General features: G+C 56.4%; 17 protein-coding genes, 1 tRNA gene and 2 pseudogenes. 18 read left to right on the top strand and 2 right to left on the bottom strand.

Annotated elements, in window-relative coordinates:
• Positions 1-44: 44 nt before the first annotated feature.
• The 4 genes and pseudogenes from R8G34_20470 to R8G34_20455 all read left to right on the top strand — a co-directional run bounded on the left by R8G34_20470 (position 45) and on the right by R8G34_20455 (position 5,203).
• Complete coding sequence (locus R8G34_20470; GenBank protein MDW3225231.1) at positions 45-1,049, top strand: LacI family DNA-binding transcriptional regulator; 1,005 nt, start codon at positions 45-47, stop codon at positions 1,047-1,049.
• A gap of 81 nt (positions 1,050-1,130) precedes the next feature.
• Positions 1,131-2,291, top strand: a complete 1,161-nt coding sequence (locus tag R8G34_20465) for a Gfo/Idh/MocA family oxidoreductase (GenBank protein ID MDW3225230.1) — start codon at positions 1,131-1,133, stop codon at positions 2,289-2,291.
• The gene (locus tag R8G34_20460; GenBank protein MDW3225229.1) at positions 2,288-4,381 is read left to right on the top strand and encodes an FAD-binding protein; all 2,094 of its coding nucleotides are present in this window, start codon (positions 2,288-2,290) and stop codon (positions 4,379-4,381) included. The genes R8G34_20465 and R8G34_20460 overlap by 4 nt, the downstream gene beginning before the upstream one ends.
• 555 nt (positions 4,382-4,936) lie before the next feature.
• Positions 4,937-5,203 (top strand): annotated as a pseudogene (locus R8G34_20455) (transposase).
• A gap of 570 nt (positions 5,204-5,773) precedes the next feature.
• Here R8G34_20455 and R8G34_20450 read toward each other — a convergent pair.
• Complete coding sequence (locus tag R8G34_20450) at positions 5,774-6,409, bottom strand: glutathione S-transferase (protein MDW3225228.1); 636 nt, start codon at positions 6,407-6,409, stop codon at positions 5,774-5,776.
• 394 nt (positions 6,410-6,803) lie between these two features.
• On the opposite strand from R8G34_20450, the gene R8G34_20445 reads away from it, so the two are divergent.
• The 8 genes and pseudogenes from R8G34_20445 (at position 6,804) to R8G34_20410 (ending at position 13,203) form a co-directional block, all read left to right on the top strand.
• Positions 6,804-7,706 carry a fatty acid desaturase gene (locus tag R8G34_20445; GenBank protein MDW3225227.1) on the top strand — a complete coding sequence of 301 codons (903 nt, stop codon included), beginning with the start codon at positions 6,804-6,806 and terminating at the stop codon, positions 7,704-7,706.
• Between the two features lie 283 nt (positions 7,707-7,989).
• On the top strand, positions 7,990-9,279 hold the full coding sequence (locus R8G34_20440; protein ID MDW3225226.1) for a sorbosone dehydrogenase family protein: 1,290 nt from the start codon (positions 7,990-7,992) through the stop codon (positions 9,277-9,279).
• Between the two features lie 489 nt (positions 9,280-9,768).
• Positions 9,769-10,842 (top strand): hypothetical protein, encoded by a 1,074-nt coding sequence (locus tag R8G34_20435; protein ID MDW3225225.1) that lies wholly within the window; start codon positions 9,769-9,771, stop codon positions 10,840-10,842.
• A gap of 11 nt (positions 10,843-10,853) precedes the next feature.
• Complete coding sequence (locus tag R8G34_20430) at positions 10,854-11,525, top strand: hypothetical protein (protein MDW3225224.1); 672 nt, start codon at positions 10,854-10,856, stop codon at positions 11,523-11,525.
• 10 nt (positions 11,526-11,535) lie between these two features.
• Positions 11,536-12,000, top strand: a complete 465-nt coding sequence (locus R8G34_20425) for a HEAT repeat domain-containing protein (protein ID MDW3225223.1) — start codon at positions 11,536-11,538, stop codon at positions 11,998-12,000.
• A gap of 39 nt (positions 12,001-12,039) precedes the next feature.
• Positions 12,040-12,292, top strand: a pseudogene (locus tag R8G34_20420) (IS3 family transposase).
• A 135-nt stretch (positions 12,293-12,427) separates the two neighbouring features.
• On the top strand, positions 12,428-12,940 hold the full coding sequence (locus tag R8G34_20415; GenBank protein MDW3225222.1) for a hypothetical protein: 513 nt from the start codon (positions 12,428-12,430) through the stop codon (positions 12,938-12,940).
• 41 nt (positions 12,941-12,981) lie between these two features.
• A complete protein-coding gene (locus R8G34_20410; GenBank protein MDW3225221.1) occupies positions 12,982-13,203 on the top strand; it encodes a hypothetical protein in 222 nt (73 codons plus the stop codon).
• 371 nt (positions 13,204-13,574) lie between these two features.
• Here the strand turns inward: R8G34_20410 and R8G34_20405 are convergent.
• A tRNA-Ser gene (locus tag R8G34_20405) sits at positions 13,575-13,664 on the bottom strand.
• Positions 13,665-13,859: 195 nt separating this feature from the next.
• On the opposite strand from R8G34_20405, the gene R8G34_20400 reads away from it, so the two are divergent.
• Genes R8G34_20400 through R8G34_20375 form a run of 6 tightly spaced genes read left to right on the top strand, consistent with a single transcriptional unit; the run spans position 13,860 to position 19,321 of the window.
• Entirely contained in the window at positions 13,860-14,753 is an 894-nt protein-coding gene (locus tag R8G34_20400; protein ID MDW3225220.1) for an SPOR domain-containing protein, read from the top strand.
• A gap of 21 nt (positions 14,754-14,774) precedes the next feature.
• Positions 14,775-15,944: a D-alanyl-D-alanine carboxypeptidase family protein gene (locus R8G34_20395; GenBank protein ID MDW3225219.1), complete on the top strand. Its 1,170-nt coding sequence runs from the start codon at positions 14,775-14,777 to the stop codon at positions 15,942-15,944.
• On the top strand, positions 15,941-16,579 hold the full coding sequence (gene tmk / locus R8G34_20390) for a dTMP kinase (protein MDW3225218.1): 639 nt from the start codon (positions 15,941-15,943) through the stop codon (positions 16,577-16,579). Before R8G34_20395 ends, tmk begins: the two co-directional genes overlap by 4 nt.
• Entirely contained in the window at positions 16,576-17,682 is a 1,107-nt protein-coding gene (locus R8G34_20385) for a DNA polymerase III subunit delta' (GenBank protein ID MDW3225217.1), read from the top strand. The genes tmk and R8G34_20385 overlap by 4 nt, the downstream gene beginning before the upstream one ends.
• 32 nt (positions 17,683-17,714) lie before the next feature.
• Entirely contained in the window at positions 17,715-18,521 is an 807-nt protein-coding gene (locus R8G34_20380) for a TatD family hydrolase (protein MDW3225216.1), read from the top strand.
• A complete protein-coding gene (locus R8G34_20375) occupies positions 18,521-19,321 on the top strand; it encodes an MBL fold metallo-hydrolase (protein ID MDW3225215.1) in 801 nt (266 codons plus the stop codon). Before R8G34_20380 ends, R8G34_20375 begins: the two co-directional genes overlap by 1 nt.
• Positions 19,322-19,356: the final 35 nt, after the last annotated feature.

The raw sequence follows: 19,356 nt of genomic DNA, 5'->3' as shown, positions 1-19,356 counted from the left end.
TCGCGCGTACCAATGCTGAACAAGAGCCGGGACAGGATGGCACAATGAAAGCGCGACCCACAATTTTGGATGTTGCGAAAAAGGCTGGCGTGTCCAAATCCACGGTCAGCCTTGTCTTGCAGGGCAGTGACGCAGTTAAAGAGGCCACGCGCCTCGCTGTGCGCCAATCCATGGCGGATATTGGTTACGTATATAATCGGTCGGCTGCGACGCTACGCTCGTCTTCATCGGGGCTGATTGGGTTGGTCATCAATGACTTGCGCAACCCTTTCTTTACTGAATTTGCCGCACTTTTTCAGATGGAGTTGGCAAAAAACGGATTTGCCACGGTTCTGGCCAATTCGGATGAGGACCCCGAACTCCAGACCAGTATGATTTCGTCGCTTGTTGAGCATGGTGTCTCGGGTTTCATCATTTCGCCAAGTTACGGCAATGAAGAAGAAACGCTGTCTGTATTGAACGCCGCAAACACGCCGACTTTGCAGGTCTTCCGGTCTTTGAAATCGGGAGATCAAAGGTTTCCCTTCATCGCGCCCGATTATGAACGCGGCGGGCGGCTGGCAGCCGAGCATCTGATCGAGATGGGATGCAAAAACATCGCGTTTCTGGGTGGTCTGGACGGGCGCCCTGTGACCGAGGAACGGATGCATGGATACCTGTCTGTTCTTGCTGAAGCAGGGGCGGAGCCTGTGGTGTTGACGGGTCAGGCCACACGTTCATTCGGCAAAATAATGGCGGCACGCCTCAGGGCGGACCACCCGGAGGTGGATGGGGTGATTTGCTTTAATGATCTTGTGGCCCTCGGTGTGCTTTCAGCCTGTTCGGAACTTGAGATCACGGCCGGCACTGACTTGCGTGTTGTGGGCTTTGACGACATCGAGGACTGTCAGGACAGCTATCCGCCTTTGACCTCGGTCAGCTGCAATATTCCCGATCTAGCAAAGGCGACGGCAGCACAGATACTGGACTGGATCAAAAACGGGAAAGCGCCGCAGATGACCGCGCGCAGCCCGGTCCAGTTGATCAAACGCGCCTCAAGCGGGGTTTGATTGTAAATTCCCCATGTATTTGATTGCTCAAGAATAAAAAATGGAACCTTCCAAAATGGAGATGAAGGAAAGGAAAGACAGATGAAGCAGGTAAGGGTTGCCGTTTTGGGCGCGTCTGGATGGATGGGCAAGGTGCACACGATGGCCTATCAAACATTCCCGCATTTCTTTGGCGATGGCGGAGGAACTGCGCGCGTTATTGCGCTCGTATCAACCACAGCAGACCCAGCAGACCTGACTTTTCGCGCGCCGGGCGCAAAGATCATGCGCACCTGGCAAGAGGCAGTCGCAGATCCGAACATCGACCTGATTGACATCTGCCTGCCAGACAACATGCACTATGACGTGGCCAAGGCCGCCTTGCTAGCGGGCAAACATGTGCTGTGTGAAAAACCCCTTGCCGATACCGCCACCCAAGCCCGTGAGCTTGCGGACATCGCCCGCGAAAAAGGCGTGATCGCTCGCGTTGGACATGCTTTTCCCCGCAACCCGGTGCATGACCGTGCCAAAGAGATCATCGACGCGGGTGAGATCGGTGAGATCAAACTGTTCAAAGGCTGCCAGCACGTCGATTTGTTCGGTGATCCAATGGCCCCCTATATGTGGCGTGCCAACGGCGATCTGGCCCCTACGGGCATCATAGGCGACACCGGCAGTCATGTGTTCAGTTTCATGGAATTTCTGGTCGGCAAGGTCAGCTCTCTGGTCGCTGACAATTACATCGCAACGCCAAAACGCCCCGTGATCGAGGGCAGCGAATTGGGTCAGAGCGAAGGTCTGACAGGCAACGAAGATTGGGCAGATATTACCAACCCCGATGGGTCTAACATTCTGTGCACTTTTGCCAATGGCGCGCGTGGTCTGGTCGATTTCAGCCGCATCGCCACGGGCCGCAAGTTCATGCAAACCTATGAGATTTACGGGACCAAGGGCAGCCTCTCCTACACGTATGACGAGGTAAACCGCCTTCGTTTCTATTCCTATGACGATCCGGTCGGGCGGCGCGGCTATCGCGCAATCGATGTCGGACCAGAGCATGAAACTTACCGCGCTTTCCTGCCCCTGCCGAACTTTGCACTTGGCTATAACGAAACCAAAATCATCGAAGCCGCTGAAATGGTGCGATCCATCACGTCAGGCCAGCCGATGTGGCCGACCTTCGAGACGGGTCATCACATTTGCCAGATCGTCGATGCCTGTATGGAGTCCTCGCGTCTGAAGCGTTGGATCGATATTAAATGAGCCTTTCAGTTCCTCAACATATCCTTGATGCGCTGACCGACGTGACCATGCCGCGTCTGCCAGCCGAACCCGATGCGCCCGAGCAGTTGAAGGTCGCCGGCTATCAAATACCTGTGTTTCGGTCCGGCAGTATCGTCATAGGCAGCGGTGCCGCTGGACTGCGGGCCGCGGTTGAGATGAAGCGCCGCGATGTTGACATAGCCATCATTAGTCAAAGCGCGTGGGGCGGCACTTCGGCCTGTTCTGGGTCTGACAAGCAGACGCTGCACACCGCCAATACCAAGGATCAGGGCGACAACTTTCAGGATATGGCCGCGTCCATCCGTGCAGGCGGCGCAATGGATGAGGACACTGCCTATATCGAAGCAGTTGGTTCAATTCGTTCTATGGCGTCACTGCAATATCTGGGCCTGCCGCTGCCGCAAGACGCATTGGGCGGAACCCTGCGTTACCAGACCGATCATGATGAGGTCGGGCGTGCCACCTCTGTTGGGCCGCGTACGTCGCGCCTGATGGTCAAGGTTTTGGCAGAAGAGACCATGCGCCTGAACATCCCCTTTTTCAACCACACGACTGCCGTGAAGATTCTGACCGAAGTTGATGGAGATCACACCTGCGTCGTTGGCGTGCTCACAATCCGGCCAAAAACCGGTTCGGATCAGAATCCCTTTGGATTGGCGCTTTTTCAGTGCTCTTCGGTTGTCTTTGCGGCAGGTGGTCCGGGCGAGCTTTATCGCGATAGCGTATTCCCGAACGGCTGCTTTGGCACGCTTGGTCTTGCGCTGGAGACTGGGTTGGAGCTGGTCAACATTACAGAAAGCCAGTTCGGGATTGGCACGCGGCGCGAAGGGTTCCCGTGGAACCTGTCGGGTACTTATGTGCAGGTGATCCCGCACATCTATTCCATTGATGCTGACGGGATCGAACACCACTTCCTTGCCGATTACTACCGCACCACCCAAGAGATGGCTTCGAACATCTTTCGCAAAGGCTATCAATGGCCATTCCATGCGAGCCGGATGTTGGACTTTCAATCCAGCCTTGTGGATCTCGCAGTCTTTGAGGAAGGCCAGAAAAGGCGGCGGGTTTACATGGACTTCAACCGCAATCTGTTGCCCGTTCCCGGTGATGAACCCTTTTGCTTTGATCGGCTGGACGACGATGTCCGCACCTATCTGGTGACTGCCGGCGCGACACACGATTTGCCAATCGACCGGTTGCGCCATATGAACCCGCTCGCGATCGAGCTTTACAGGCGCTATAAGGTCGATATCACCGCAGACCCGTTGGAGTTTGCTGTGAACAATCAGCACATGAACGGCGGCATTGCGGTCGATATATGGGGGCGCAGCAATATCGCGGGCATTTACGCGGTGGGTGAGGCTGCGGGCACACATGGTGCTACGCGCCCCGGTGGGTCTGCTCTGAATGCCGGGCAAGTCTTTGGCACGCGCGTGGCTGAACATGTCGCCGCGAGTGGGCGGGCAAATGCGCCGCCGCAAGGGGACGTTTTGCAGCAAACTGAGATTGCTGTGGATGAGATAAAAGCGCTGTTGAACACGACCAGCGAGCAAAATGCCCAAGACCTGCGTGCAAGTATTCAGGCCCGGATGAGTGATTATGCTGGTATCCTGTGCACGCCGCATGATGTGGCTCAGGCACGCGATGCAGCTGGTCGGCTCAACGATGTCATCCGTAAAGGGGGCATCTCCTACTCCCGCAATAGTGAGGTCGGCCGCGTCCTCCAATGGCAACAAATGGCGCTTGCGTCCGAGGCAGTGCTGATGGCGCTTGATTTCTACATCGCGCAGGGCGGCGGCAGCCGCGGCGCGCGGGCGATCTGCGACCGGCATGGCGCATCTCTGCCGCAGTCGCGGACAGGGCCTTTGCCGCAGGTACGTTTTCGGCCTGAGCGCGACGAGGATAAGAATGCACAAATCCTCGTGCGTCTCGCTGGCGAGAAATGGACCATTTCCACTCGACCTAACCGCGCTTTTGATGCGCAAGCCACGTCTTTTTTTGAGCGTGACTGGCCTGCATGGTTGACTGGCGGGATCTATGATCTGAAGAAAGAGGAAGACACTTTCTGACATTTAAGTCCGACAGAATTGTCACAATCGGTGAAGCCAGGAACGAGAGGGCAGTGACAGGCCAGAATACCTGTCGGCGCAGTTTCGCGGATGACACCTTCAACACCGCCTAGCATATGTCACATTCTATTGGTTTTGTAACTAGAGTTCGCCTGGAGTTGCCGAAAACTATGGTGACCTTGCCCTCTTTAATATGGCAATTGACAGTAAGCTTCGGGGGTCTAACCTCCGCCGCAAGCAAGTCGTCGATGTGATGGCATCTGGTCAGATAAAGGAGCGGGCATCAGTTTTGCAGAGCAAAACCAACAAACCCGTCCGGTTCGAGATATCGGGAGACACTCGAGTTTCGGTTGCGAAATAGATGGAGGACCCACTCATGGTCGGGTCTGAATACTTGTGACCAGACCGATTTCTCGAGCGTCTCCACATCTCTACGCGCCGATATGCACGGATCATCCGGGATTGGGTGACATGGATAGGATTGGGAGCAACCGCATATGGGACACATTCAATGCTACGAACCAAGGTAACCCATATCTACAAGAACACAGGCAATGCGCGGGCTGCGCGATTAGGGACAAATGCACAAACAGCACGGAACGCCGCGTTCGACGCTGGGAGCACGAAGACGTTCTGGAACGGGTGCAGCAGCGGCTGGACAAGGAGTCCACTCAACGCGCTGTGCGCAGCATGACGGTTGAGCATCCCTACGGCACGATTAAATCATGGATGGGCGCGACGCACTTCACGATGCGCAGGTTGAAAAATGTCGCCAGCAAGATGACGCTGCACGTACTCGCCTACAACATGACCCGCGTGCTGAGATCATGGACGTACCGACGAGGATCGCAGCTACGAGGGCGCAAGAGCCCTCGTTTGCCCTGCAACTTGCGCCCAAATAGCCCCATCCGTCTCAGATGGCTTCCGCCGACCTCACAATCCATCCAGTCCATCAAGTTGATGACACCAAGCCAAAAAGGAAACAAAAGTCGAAAGCGATTAGAGGCTCCGAGATCAACCGGGTTTCCACACACCCTCCGGACAGAGCTGCCATTGCAAAATTCTGAAGTCGGCCAAAGCTGACATGGCTTTGCAACACGACGGGCGGATAACCCAGAAGGTTAAAATGATGAGTGCGCGGTATGAGTAATGGTATACATAAATTCGGACGAAAGATAAAAAAGTTAAAACATAGTATTAGGTATGCCATTCGTGAGGCATTGTCGCAGCTGTAGCGAAACCAATTTATGCCACACAGCAACCTGAACTTGTGAACGCCGCGCGATAACTGAATGTCCGGTCTAAGGAAGCTGCATTGCCGCGCCTTTCGACGTCAACAGTGTCCGGTTCGGGCCGTTTGTGTTGGATCCACGGCGTGCTGCACAACGACGATCACCCGCCAATCCATATGGGTGGACCGCTCTTCGACCAAGTGTTGTATTTTATCATAATCTTCGCAAAGGCTTCACCTTTCGTAAATCTGTTCAACCAGTCTCTCAGACTGACCCAATCCTGCGCGTCAAACCAAGCACGGTCTATGTTGGCGAACTGACGGACAAACGGCAAAATGGCTTGGTCAGCAAGTGTCGGCCGCTCTCCAAACAGCCAGGTTTTCCCTTTGAGGCGCTCATCTAGGTCCTTCAGAAAATCAGCAGCCTTTTGTCGCTCAGCCTCGATATCTAATTCAGGGTAACGGGACGCGTATTTTGTATGATCCAGCGCGGCTTTGAACGGTCCGTCATTTGCCGCAATCAGGTTCCAGCCATCTTTGGGCATATCCAAAAGCCTCTGCGGATCGTTTTGTTCAAGCGCCCAGATCATAATCTCAGAACTTTCATCCAACACGCGATCACCCAGGCGAAGTGCAGGTACGGTGGCCGATGCAGACGTTTCCAGAAACGCTTGTGGCTTATCTTTCAGCAGTATTTCGCGCACTTCCACTCTTACCCCCGAGCTTAGCAACGCCAGACGTGCCCGCATTGCGTAGGGGCAGCGCCGAAAGGTCCAAAAGATCGGATGGTCAGACATATCGAAAGGTACCTGGAACCTCGGACCCGATCAATCAAAGACATCCTATTTGCGGATTTTACCCGGACTTGTCACGCTCGGCATCAAAGTCCGCAAGCTGGAAACTCCTCTGCTTCGGCCACCAGTTTGAATGACTTCCAAGGGCCGCTCAAGTCGCTGATCGAAAACAAGATAGCTCAGATGTTGGACAGCGTCTGACATCAGGGTTGAACGCAATGCGACCTCAGGTGCGGCAGGTATAGCTGTCTGCTTTGTGGTAGAGCGAAAACGGGGTCTTCGATGATGTGGAATTTCGCCAAACTGAGGGGATTGCCTGGCCCATCTAAGCGGATATTCTACAAATTGTGTCGAGCAACTTGATCGCTCGCGCTTTAAACAAAACGAAGTAGTGACAATGACCCACAAAGACTTCCTGAAATCACTGTCGAGCGCGGACAAGGCTGCGCTGACCGAGCGAAGCAACGCTGCGGGCCTACGTCATTTGATGCTGCACGCCGGTCTGATCGTCTTTTGCGGTTTCTTGATTGCGCTGAAGGTGCCGTTCTGGTGGATGCTTATTGTGCCGCAAGGCATCCTGATCGCCTTCCTCTTCACGTTGCAACACGAGGCCACGCACAAGACGCCTTTTGCAAATGAACATCTGAATGAATGGGTCGGCTGGACCAGCGGTCTGCTCATCTTTCAGCCGTTCTTGTGGTTTCGCTATTTCCATCTCATGCACCACCGCTACACCAATGACCCGGCGAACGATCCGGAATTGGCTGGGCTGCCCAAACCCGAAAATTGGCCCGACTTCCTATGGCATCTCTCAAGCATCGGTTATTGGCGCGACAAGGTGCATCTGTTTTGGTCTTTGTGCTTTGGTACCATCGATGCGCCCTATCTGCCAAAGCGTGTGCATCCACGTTTGCGCCGGGAGGCAAGCGGGATGCTGGTGATTTATGCGCTGGCCTTGGTTTTTACGTTGTTCGTGAAGCCGGTTCTGTTCTGGGTTTGGATTCTGCCTCTGGCCTTGGGTTTTCCAGTGCTTCGGCTCTATTTACTTGCTGAACACGGACGTTGCCCGACAGTTGCTAACATGTTCAATAACACGCGTACGACTTACACAAACCGGATCGTCCGGTTTGTCGCGTGGAACATGCCTTACCACATCGAGCACCACACCTATCCACAGGTGCCGTTTCATATGCTACCAGCTTTCAATGCAAAAATCTGCGAGCATCTCGGGGTCACCAGCCTGGGGTATGGCCGTTTTACACGGGATTTAATTGTCTCGTTCAACCATGAGTCTACCTGAGTGGGGTAGACAAAAGCGCTAAGTCCCGCTGACAGTGTGTGCGTACAACTCCAGACTTCGCGCCTGCGGCGAACGTCTCTTTGGAAGGACTGCGGCGCGACATTGTAGCGGTAGGGCAAAGATCCGTTTCGTGCCGCCAACTATCCTAAAACCAGCTCCTTCATCCTAAAGGTCCGCCACTAGATTAGAGACTTGTCAGTAACACCTGCTTCAAGTCTCTGGCTCCGGGGCGTAGAATGGAGGCAGATGTTTGTTTCCCATTCAGAAATAGAGCGAGGTCCATATGAGTATGATTGCAAAGGCGACGTCGATTGTTGGTGGAACGTTGGCAGCTATGCGTCGCAGAACGTCCCCTCGGGAACAAGCGATGGGCGCAAAACCGAAGATCCCTCAGGCCCAGAATCAAGGCATCATGACACTTAAGATGCCGGTGGCGGAGGGGTGGAAAGACGGCCGGTTACCGATCTGCGCAGATGGTTTGAAAGTCAATGTATTTGCGGCAGATTTAGACCACCCCCGTTGGGTCGAAGTTCTTCCAAACGGGGATGTTCTGGTCGCTGAATCAAAGGAACAAGCTGGTCCGCCAAAGACGCTCATGGACCATGCTGCACAGGCGACCATGCGCCGTGTTAAGGCCATTGGGAAAAGCGCCAATCGCGTCACCCTGTTTCGGGACGAAGACGGCGATGGGATTGCCGAAACGCGCCATGTGTTTGTGGAAAACCAGAACCAGCCCTTCGGCATGGCTATGGTCGGTAACAAATTCTATCTGGGCAATACCGACGGGATCAAAGTCTTTGACTACGTTCCCGGAGCAACCAGGCTCGAAGGTGACGGCCAGACCTTGATTACCTTGAAACCGCATGGTCACTGGACACGGAGCCTTATTGTCTCGCCTGATCAGAGCAAGATCTATGCTGGCGTTGGATCACTCACCAACATTGCTGACCAAGGGATGGAGGTTGAGGAAGGCCGCGCCGCAATTTGGGAGCTTGATGTAGCCACACGAAAAGCACGCATCTTTGCCACGGGTTTGCGAAACGCCGTTGGCATGGCATGGGAGCCCACAACCCAAAAATTGTGGACGGTCGTGAATGAACGTGATGGGCTTGGGGATGAGACACCACCTGACTATTTGACCTCCGTCGTCGAGGGAGGGTTCTACGGATGGCCCTACAGTTACTGGGACAGAATTGTTGATGATCGGGTAGAACAGGATCCGGCGAAAGTTGCCGCGTCGATCGTGCCGGACTACGCACTTGGCGGCCACACGGCATCTTTGGGTCTATGCTGGATGCCCTCGGGCACGTTACCGGGGTTTGGTGAGGGCATGGTCATTGGCCAGCACGGTTCATGGAACCGCTCCATTCTCAGTGGGTACAAACTCATCTTCGTACCGTTCGAGGACGGTAAGCCCAGCGGTGAGCCACGCGACATATTGACAGGGTTTTTGTCTGAAGACGAGAAACAAGCTTACGGTCGTCCCGTGGGCGTAACACTTGGCGCAGATCGCAAAAGCCTGTTGATGGTCGACGATGTGGGGGATGTGGTTTTCCGCGTAAGCGCCGGGTGAACAATATATAGCCACAAAGATCCAATAATTCTTGCTTCAAAAAGAGTCCCGCGTTGCGATGGTGACGAATGTCTCCTTTGACGGACTGTATTGTGACTTCAACTTACCACATTGAATGGCTGCAATAGACCGGTTGCGGGTAAGTGTGCGTGGAGGCTGGTGGCCTGGGACGACACGGAGTAGTTCTATGCGCCGGTCGGGACCGAACCGCTGGACGACATGCTGCTGAAGGCTGCGCCGGAACTGGCGAAGGTTCTGTTGAACGGAGAGTGCTTTTAGGCCAAGGACTTGGATAGCACGCGCGCCGGTGAAGACCCGAAGATTGACGATAGTTGCGCAAAGTTGCTTTTTATGGTACAATTATTACGGGAGTTTCGGCCTGGGCGTTGTTGCATCAACGGGCCAATGGTCCTCTATACAAAGCTTTAATTACCTATTTCAAAGCCACCCAGACTGGCGCCAAACCTCTGATATTACGGAGACATTTTCATGGCTATCTCGATCAATTCGAACAACGGAAACATCTCGGCAGGCGGTGATAACACCGATGGTGACCTGCTTTTGAATGCCAATGACGGCACGCGGCGCATCCATCTGGATGCGGGTAGTGGCAATGCGTATCTTGGCGGCAACGGCGCCGATGGGGACCTTGTGCTGATGCCCGCCGGGGCGAGCAGCCAATCGTCCTCGGCGGGTACGATCCACATGAGCGGCGACTCGGGCAACTATCGGGCGGGGGGCAATGGCGCGGACGGGGATATCACTCTGAATTCCAACAGTGGTGAACGGCGTATCCACCTTGATGCCGGCGGCGGCAACCTGTGGCTGGGGGCGAATGGCGCCGACGGCGACCTGGTACTGCTGCCCAGCGGCGCAAGCACACAGTCGACTACCGCGGCGACGATCCACATGAGCGGCGATTCCGGGAACTACCGCGCCGGTGGTAACGGCGCAGATGGCGATATTACGCTGCAGGCCGACAACGGCGATGACCGCATCCGGCTGGATGCGGGCGGCGGTAATATGTGGCTCGGTGGCAACGGCGCCGACGGCGACATCGTGGTCTTCGCCTCAGGCGGAGACAACACGACGCTGAGCCAGGCCACGATCCATATCAATGGCGACGCCGGCGATATCATCATGCAGAACGCGGATTTTGCCGAGGATTTCGACGTGGCCGCCTGTGCCGTGGCCGAGGCGAGCCCTGGCACTGTGATGTCGCTGACCGATGACGGGTCGCTGGTGCCGTGCGAGTGCGGTTACGATCCGAGGGTCGTGGGCGTGATCTCGGGCGCCGGCGATTTCAAACCGGGCATTGTCATGGACAAACGCCACGACGTCGAGGACCGGATGCCGATCGCGCTGGTCGGCAAGGTCTATTGCAAGGTCGATGCGCGCATGGCGCCGATCGCGGTCGGCGACCTTCTGACCTCGGCGAACACGCCGGGCCACGCGATGAAGGCAGTCGATCGCGAGCGCGCATTCGGCGCGGTGCTGGGCAAGGCTCTGGCACCGCTGGAGCACGGCACCGGCCTGATCCCCGTCCTAGTCAACCTGCAATAGGAGGACGGGCCATGAGTGCAAGCATCAGAAACGTAGCGGACTCGTGCCTGGACAAGACCGGGCGCCTGTCGCTGCGCGAGGATATCCTTGGCGTCTACGCCAACGACAATCCCCGGAACCGATCGGTTCTCGCGCAGATGAACCGCGTCCAGAACATGCCCTTCGTCAAGGTGGCGCTGGTCACGATCCAGGGGGCCACGCCCCAGATCCAGCGCGACCTGGACAACGGCAACGACGTTTACCAGAACGAGTGCGATGTCTGGATCTATCCCACGGACAGCATCACCGTGAACAACCCCGGGCTGCTGGTCTTCGAGCAGGACGATTGTCGGGGCAGCGGTCATAGCGTGAGCGACGACGAAGACGAACTATTCGATCTGGGCCGGAACTTGGGGGCGAACGTCGTTGGGTATTACGTCAATAACCCCAGCCCGTTCGGCTGTGCCGCGCACCCGCCGGACCGGCGGGGGTTTTGGGTTGGGCCGGGGGCGTCGCCATGGACATGGGTGCATGAGCTGACCCACGTGGTCGGGGACAACCCGCATATTGACAGCGATGACAGTTGCGACCTGACGAACCTGATGACCGGCTGCGGGACCAACAACATCAACGTCGCACTGCCCAACCTGAATGCATCACAATGCGACAATATCAACGACGACGACGATGTCGAGGAATGCTGAGGAGGCGACAATGGCAGAGTTAGACAACATTTCCGAGCGCATGCTGGCCACCGATTGTGGCCACTCGCTGGAGGAACTGGCCGGCAAGGCAACGGCTGAAGACCTGGCCGTGCTGGTTCGGCTCATCGAGGACGCCGGCACACCCAATGCCCGAAAGACCCGTGCGATGTTCGTGCTCGGGCGGATGAACAAGAAGGAGGCCGTGCAACCGATCCTAAAAGTGTTGCCCAAGCTGGACCAGGGCGGCCGGTTTGCCGCGCTCGACGCGCTTGGCCGGCTGGGCGGGGCCAAGGCGCGGAGCGAACTGGTCAAGATGACGGCCACGGACAATGCCCAGATCCGCAAGGTCGCCACGCAGGCGCTGGCGCGGATCGGTGACAAGACCGCAATGGACCGTTTGAAGGAAATCGCTGAGAGCGATGCCGAAGCCTTCGTGCGTCGAGCCGCCCGCAAGAAGCTGGTGCTGCCCCACTGAAGTGTTCGGCCCCTATGGTTAGGAATCGGAGGGTCAAAGATGGGAATCGAGCGACACAAGCCGGAAGAGATTGTCAGTAAGTTGCGGCAGGTTGAGGTGCTGTGCGGCCAAGGGATGGCGCGCGTAGACGCCATCCGACGTGCAGATCACAGAACAGACCTTCTATCGCTAGCCTAAGCAGTATGGTGGGATGGGAACCGACCAACTGAAAGAGCTAAAGCGGCTTCAGAAGGAGAATGATCGGCTGCGGCGAGCGGTATCGGACCTGACGCTGGACAAGCTGGTCCTGTCGTAGGCCGAACGGGGAAACGACTGAGCTCTTCACGTTATAGCGGTAGCCACGCATTCCCTTGTTCTTCCACTTTGCGCCCACGTCGAATGAATAGACTATTGGCACCCTCTTTCTATTCCTCAACAGGAGGTTACGATGAGCAGACGACCCAACGAAAAAAACGAACGCACCAAACGGCGCTTCATCGAATACCGGAAGTTTGCAAGACAGCTTTCTGAACAGACTCTTGATCGTGAACTTGCGGCGCTGGAACGCTTCGACGCTTGGAACGGACGGAAGGGTTTCGCGCGCTTTCATATCGAATGGGCGATGGGAGTCCTTACGCATCTTGAGCAGGCAAAATCCAAAGCAGGCAGGTCTCTGAGCAAATCGACAACCCGCGCCATTATGGCGACCCTGCGCGAGTTTACACTCTGGCTTTCTCAGCAAGACGGATTCCGCAGCCGCATCAAAACGGCGAATGCCGACGATTCTAACTTGTCCCGCCGCGACGAGGCCGAAGCGCGCGCGGCCCCTTCGCTTCCCGCCCCTAGTACCAAACAGGCCAAGCACGCCCTTTCATTGATGCCCCAAGTAACCCTCGCGAACTGCGCGACAAAGCAATCTTCGCCCTTCTCTGCCTTACTGGTATCCGCGTTGCCGCGCTGATCTCTTTGCGCATCTAGAACGTTGATCTCGAAGAGAAATCAGTGGATCAGACCCCCCGCGAAGTTGCAACGAAATTGGGCAACGACATCGACACGTTCTTCGCAAAGGGGTTTGAAGAGGCCGAAGCCGTTCTGGCCACGTGGATCGACTATCTCGACGAGACTTCACTTTACAGCCCAGACGATCCGCTTTTCCCGGTAACAGCTTTGACCTCCGATGCCGAAGCTGGCTTCAAGGCAAATGGTTTTGAGCGCCGCCATTAGAAAACCACCGAACCTGGCCGCAAGATCGTCAATCATGCCTTTGCTGTTGCAAACTAGCAAACCTTTGGCCCGCACGCTTTCCGTCACATGCTGCCCGCCACGCCACCAAAACCTGCACGTCGGTCGCAGAACTGGTCGCTACGTCGCAAAATCTCGGACATAAAGACGTTCTCACGACGCTGCGCAGCTACGGCCAAATCAGCCGTGAACGCCAACGTGCGCTTGTCACTGGCGAGTCAGAAGACGACTTTGATGATTGAGGGATGCAGATTAGGGCAAGTGAAGAATTGCAAGACGTGGGAACAGGTGTGGGAACGCGCATTGCTAAAATGAGATTTTTCGTTTAAAAACAATTTCATTTAAAAGGTTATTGGCGGAGGAGGTGGGATTCGAACCCACGGTACGCTCTCACGCACGCCGGTTTTCAAGACCGGTGCATTCGACCACTCTGCCACTCCTCCGGTGTCACCCTCCTAGTGATCTGGAATTGATTCTGAAACCTCAAAAAAATTTACTCTTTAGTCAGGGGATTTGTGCCTATTTCAACTTCAACATCTTCCCTGTTCTCATGCACCAAGTTAGGATAATGACTAAGACCCGCTTCAAGAGGGACAAATGAGTGCCGGGGAACCGGGATGCAGGCAAGGACATAGGCAATGCGCGGAAACGCAATTCATCATCGAATTACTGTTTTACAACTTGTTATTGCCAGTTTTTTCCTGAGCGCGCTCGCGGGTTGCGATGATGCAGGATCCTTTAGTCTGAACGACGTTTTTAATGCTGAACCGGACGCGGAAGCAGGCTCCACCTCCCGAACGCAAGAGGATCAGGTCAGCGAGCGCGATATTGAAGCGCCCGATGTTTTTTCCGTCAGTGAGGCGGGTTTGTGGGACGGGAGGCCGTCATTGGGCGGCGTTTGGGTTGCCCACCCCGACGTTACAGAACCCGAACGCGTCATCATCCGAAACCAAGCCAACGGTCAGTCCGTCGTCGGCGCGCTGTTCCGGCGCGCCCGCGATGTTCCGGGCCCGAGATTGCAAATGTCGTCGGATGCCGCCGAAGCCTTGGGTGTCCTTGCAGGTGCGCCCGCCGAACTTAACGTCGTCGCATTGCGCAAAGAAGTCATTGCTCAACCACCCAATCCATCAGATCAAGGTGCTTCAGGCGGCACCAGCGAGATCACCGAAACGCCACTCGACCCGGTCGCCGTTGCAACAGCTGCACCGGACGCGCCGGGCTCCAGTCAAGCCGATAACGGCCAGACGGCAACACGCCCTGCCCCGTCGGAAAACCAATCGAACCTGCCTCAATCCACACCGGGTAAACCGTATGTTCAGATCGGTATCTTCAGCGAGGAAGCCAATGCCGAGCGTGCAGCCAAGCAAATGCGCAGTGCCGGCCTGATCCCAAAAGTTGAAAAACGGGAAACAGATGGTAGACCTTTCTGGCGCGTCGTTGTCGGGCCGGCCACGACGACCGCCGAGCAGGGCGAACTGCTCAACACCACCAAAGGCGAAGGATTTACTGATGCCTATGCCGTCACAAATTAACTTGCTCAGGAGCTTGCCCTCATGATCCGCCTTGTCGCAGCCCTTTTTGCCCTTGTCGTATCCTCCACGATGGCTCCGGCCTTCGATACCAAAGCAGGTTCTGCTTTCGTGTTGGATCAGACCACTGGAACCGTTTTGCTGAACAAGGAGGCGGACACCCCCTTGCCGCCCGCGTCAATGTCAAAACTAATGACCCTCTATATGGCTTTCGAAGCCATCCGGCGGGGCAAGTCGGATGGCGGGCTGGACCTTAACGAAGAGTTACGCGTTTCCGAACACGCACAGTCTTACGGCGGATCCAGCATGTTTCTGCGATCGGGCGAAACCGTTACTGTCGAAGACTTGATCCGTGGTATTATCGTACTCTCGGGCAATGATGCCTGCGTTGTCATTGCCGAAGCCCTGTCACCAGATGGCACGGAATACGGGTTTGCACGGCTGATGACACAGCGCGCTCAGCAGTTGGGCATGACCAATTCGACCTTCACCAACTCCAACGGCTGGCCACAGCCCGGGCATCTGATGTCCATGCGCGATCTGGCGACCCTGTCTGCTCGACTGATTGGCGACTTTCCAGAATTTTACCCTTTGTTTGCAGAAACCGAGTTTGAATTTGACAACCGCGTGCCCAGCAACCGTCTCAATCGCAACCCCTTGTTGACCATGGGAATAGGCGCGGACGGGTTGAAAACCGGTCACACCCAGGAAGCAGGTTATGGGCTTACCGGCTCTGCCAAACAGGGGGACAGGCGTGTGATCTTTGTAATCTCGGGCTTGAATACGGTTGCGGAACGCGCGCAGGAATCCCAAGCCATCGTAAACTGGGCATTCAGACAATTCGCAATGCGGCCCCTAGCCAAAGAAGGTCAGCAATTCGCGCAAGCAGATGTGTGGATGGGCAGCGAACCCACAGTGGGTTTGGTTGCTGCCGAGGATATCAGTATTCTGATGCCCGCTCTGGCGGGAAATGAGATAGCTGGCGAGGTGGTTTACACCGGTCCTGTGAACGCCCCCATTGCTGCGGGCGATCAGCTCGCCGAGTTTGTATTTACGCTTGAGGGGCTGCCTGAGACGCGCGTGCCGTTGGTGGCAGATCGCGCGGTTGAGCGCGGCGGCTTTCTGAGCCGTGTGAGCACCGCCGCTCTGGTTCTGTTCACGAACTTCATTCAGGGCCCTGAGGGGGCCACGTGAACGCACCCCCCCGCTGCACTGGCAGGTTTATCACGTTCGAAGGAATCGATGGCTCAGGTAAATCCACACAAATCCAGCGCCTGGCACAGCATCTCACAACGGCTGGGCATGAAGTTGTCCTGACGCGTGAACCCGGCGGATCTGCCGGAGCAGAAGAAATCCGCGCTTTGGTGTTGCAGGGAGACCCCGACCGCTGGTCCGCCGAGACTGAAATCCTGCTGTTTACCGCGGCACGCCGAGATCATCTGGAACGCACGATCCAGCCCGCCTTGCGCGCTGGCAAAATTGTCTTGTGCGACCGATTTGCGGATAGCACACGAATGTACCAGGGACTGTCGCGCGGTGACCTGCGCGATGTGGTCGATCAGTTGCACACGCTTATGATCGCGCAGGAACCGGACCTGACAATCCTGATTGACATGGACCCGGCTGTGGGTTTGTCGCGTGCGCTCTCGCGCAAGACGGCAGACGAAAGATTTGAAGCCTTTGGCGAAGATTTACAACGCGCAATGCGGCAAGGCTTTCTGGATCTGGCACAGGAATTTCAGGCGCGCTTTCGCATTGTAGACGGCGCGCGCGACGTGGAGGTTGTTGCGGACGAAATCGCTGCCTTGGTGGAAAGCGAACTGGTATGAGTGCACCAGATCAGATCGACGGCGCACCGCATCCCCGCGAAACGGCACAGATCTTTGGTCAGCACAACGCAGAACAGGCCTTTCTGGACGCCTACGCAACAGGGCGCCTGCACCACGCGTGGTTGCTGACAGGTCCGCGCGGCATCGGCAAGGCCACATTGGCGTGGACCATTGCGCGGTTTTTACTCGCCACCCCGCCAGTCGACCAAGGTGGGTTTTTTGAAGCTCCGCCACCGCCCGATACACTTGCAATCGACCCCGAACATCCGGTCTCATATCGCATTGCAGCCGGGGCGGAACCGGGGTTGAAATCCATAACCCGCACACCAAACCCGAAAACGGACAGAATGCGCGATCAGATTGTCGTGGATGACATCCGCGCGCTAGCAGGATTTTTTCAACTTTCTGCAGCTGATGGGGGACGCCGGGTGGTCATTATTGACGCCGCCGATGATATGAATCCCTCTGCCGCAAACGCCCTTTTGAAAATGCTGGAAGAGCCCCCTGAAAACGCCACGCTGCTGCTGGTAAGCCATCACCCGTCCGGCTTGTTGCCAACCATTCGGTCGCGCTGTCGGACTTTACGGCTCAATACCTTGTCACCCGAGGCTATGACACAGGCCTTTGAGCAAGCCGGGATCGCAACGGGAGCGCAAACCGCAGCGCTTTCGGAACTTTCCGGCGGATCCGTGGGGGCCGCAATTCGGCTGTCATTGCTGGAAGGTTTGAAAACATACGCCGAGCTTGTGGCCTTGATCGAGCAACTGCCACAGTTTGATCGTGCACGTGCTTTGAAACTGGCAGAAGGCGCTGCGGCACGCGGTGGCGAAGCCAAACGGGATCTGTTGTTCGACTTGATTGAACTTTTGTTGTCGCGCTTGGCGCGCTCCGGAGCGACAGGCAAAGCTCCGACCGTCGAAGCTGCGCAAAACGAGGCTGCGACCCTGATACGCCTGGCGCCAAATCAGACGGCAGCGCGGGCCTGGGCACAGGTGGCACAAGAAACCGGCGCGCGCGCACGTCATGGACGCGCGGTGAACCTTGACCCTGCGGCTCTGGTCCTAGATACCCTGATCAAGATAAGTCAAACTGCCAGCGGATAAAATTCGCTCTGGCGCTGAACGACCGGACCGGCATGACCGACATACCTCAGATTACCGACAGCCACTGTCACCTCGATTTCCCCGATTTCGACGGTCAACACGCGGAAATCATCGCGCGCGCAGCCGAGGCCGGGGTCGCGCGCATGGTCACGATCTGTACCAAGCTCAAAAACGAACCTACCGTGCGGGGGATCGCCGAAGCCCACGCGCCGGTGTTCTACGCGGCGGGAACGCACCCAATGAGTGCGGCAAGCGAACCCTTGGCCACTGTCGATCAACTGGTCGCATTGGCGCAGCATCCAAAACTTGTCGGCATCGGCGAAACAGGTCTGGATTACCACTACACGAGCGAGTCCGCCGACATTCAAAAACAATCGCTGCGCATTCATATTGAAGCTGCGCGCAAAACGGGGTTGCCGTTGATCATCCACGCGCGCGCCGCCGATGCGGATATGACGCAGATCCTGCGGGAAGAACATGCAAATGGCGCGTTCTCCTGTGTCATGCATTGTTTCTCATCCTCGCCCGAACTGGCTCACGCGGCATTGGACCTTGGATTTTACCTGTCGATGTCCGGGATCACGGCCTTCCCGAAATCATCCGACTTGCGCGGTATCTTTGCCGCCGCGCCGCTGGAGCGCATTCTGGTGGAAACAGATGCGCCCTATCTTGCCCCACCGCCCTATCGCGGGAAACGCAATGAACCTGCCTATACGGCTCACACTGCACGCCGCGCCGCCGAAACCTTCGGGGTGGCTTATGAAGTGTTTGCCGAACAAACGCAGGCTAATTTCGAGCGCCTTTTCTCCAAAGTCATGCTTTTTGAGGCCGCCGCCTGATGGCTGAACTGCGCGCAACTATACTGGGCTGTGGCTCTTCGGGGGGAGTCCCGCGTCTCGGTGGGCATTGGGGAGACTGTGATCCCAACAACCCCAAAAACCGGCGCCAGCGCTGCTCATTGCTGGTGGAACGCGATGACGGCAATGGGACCACCACAGTTCTGATCGACACGTCGCCAGATGTCCGCAATCAATTGCTGAATGCCGACATCGGACGGCTTGATGCGGTGATCTATACTCACAGTCATGCCGATCATGTGCACGGCATTGATGATCTGCGTATGATTGTGTTCAATATGCGCGCTCGCCTGCCCGTCTGGGCCGATGCACCAACGCGTGCCGCTCTTATACAGCGGTTCGATTACGCGTTCGTCCAGGCGCCCGGCTCCACCTATCCGCCCATTCTGGACATGCACCTGATAGAGGGTGACGTGACCATCGAGGGCGCTGGGGGGCCGCTTTGCTTTCAGCCCTTTGAGGTCGCGCATGGGGGAATGAACGCATTGGGTTTCCGCATTGCCGATCTGGCTTACCTGCCCGATGTCGCTCAGATCCCCGATGGGGTCTGGTCAAAGCTCGAAAATCTGGATTGTTGGATCGTTGATGCTCTGCGCCGGGACCCGCATCCGACCCATGCCCATTTGGCCCGCACGTTGGCGTGGATCGACGCGGTACAGCCAAAACAAGCCGTCCTGACCAACATGCACATTGATCTTGACTACGAAACGCTGCGCGCGGAAACGCAACCTCATATCGAACCGGCCTATGATGGCATGACCCTCACCTTTGCGGTGACCTGATCTTCTTTTGGCTCTAAATACTCCCGCCGGAGGCT

Source organism: Paracoccaceae bacterium (assembly GCA_033344815.1).
Lineage (GTDB): Bacteria > Pseudomonadota > Alphaproteobacteria > Rhodobacterales > Rhodobacteraceae > Roseobacter.
This window is presented reverse-complemented; position numbering and strand designations above follow the sequence as displayed.

Coding starts and splice junctions, on each gene's coding strand:
- R8G34_20470 (MDW3225231.1), top strand. CDS start 45: ATGAAAGCGCGACCCACAATTTTGGATGTTGCGAAAAAGGCTGGCGTG.
- R8G34_20465 (MDW3225230.1), top strand. CDS start 1,131: ATGAAGCAGGTAAGGGTTGCCGTTTTGGGCGCGTCTGGATGGATGGGC.
- R8G34_20460 (MDW3225229.1), top strand. CDS start 2,288: ATGAGCCTTTCAGTTCCTCAACATATCCTTGATGCGCTGACCGACGTG.
- R8G34_20450 (MDW3225228.1), bottom strand. CDS start 6,409: ATGTCTGACCATCCGATCTTTTGGACCTTTCGGCGCTGCCCCTACGCA.
- R8G34_20445 (MDW3225227.1), top strand. CDS start 6,804: ATGACCCACAAAGACTTCCTGAAATCACTGTCGAGCGCGGACAAGGCT.
- R8G34_20440 (MDW3225226.1), top strand. CDS start 7,990: ATGAGTATGATTGCAAAGGCGACGTCGATTGTTGGTGGAACGTTGGCA.
- R8G34_20435 (MDW3225225.1), top strand. CDS start 9,769: ATGGCTATCTCGATCAATTCGAACAACGGAAACATCTCGGCAGGCGGT.
- R8G34_20430 (MDW3225224.1), top strand. CDS start 10,854: ATGAGTGCAAGCATCAGAAACGTAGCGGACTCGTGCCTGGACAAGACC.
- R8G34_20425 (MDW3225223.1), top strand. CDS start 11,536: ATGGCAGAGTTAGACAACATTTCCGAGCGCATGCTGGCCACCGATTGT.
- R8G34_20415 (MDW3225222.1), top strand. CDS start 12,428: ATGAGCAGACGACCCAACGAAAAAAACGAACGCACCAAACGGCGCTTC.
- R8G34_20400 (MDW3225220.1), top strand. CDS start 13,860: ATGCGCGGAAACGCAATTCATCATCGAATTACTGTTTTACAACTTGTT.
- R8G34_20395 (MDW3225219.1), top strand. CDS start 14,775: ATGATCCGCCTTGTCGCAGCCCTTTTTGCCCTTGTCGTATCCTCCACG.
- R8G34_20385 (MDW3225217.1), top strand. CDS start 16,576: ATGAGTGCACCAGATCAGATCGACGGCGCACCGCATCCCCGCGAAACG.
- R8G34_20380 (MDW3225216.1), top strand. CDS start 17,715: ATGACCGACATACCTCAGATTACCGACAGCCACTGTCACCTCGATTTC.
- R8G34_20375 (MDW3225215.1), top strand. CDS start 18,521: ATGGCTGAACTGCGCGCAACTATACTGGGCTGTGGCTCTTCGGGGGGA.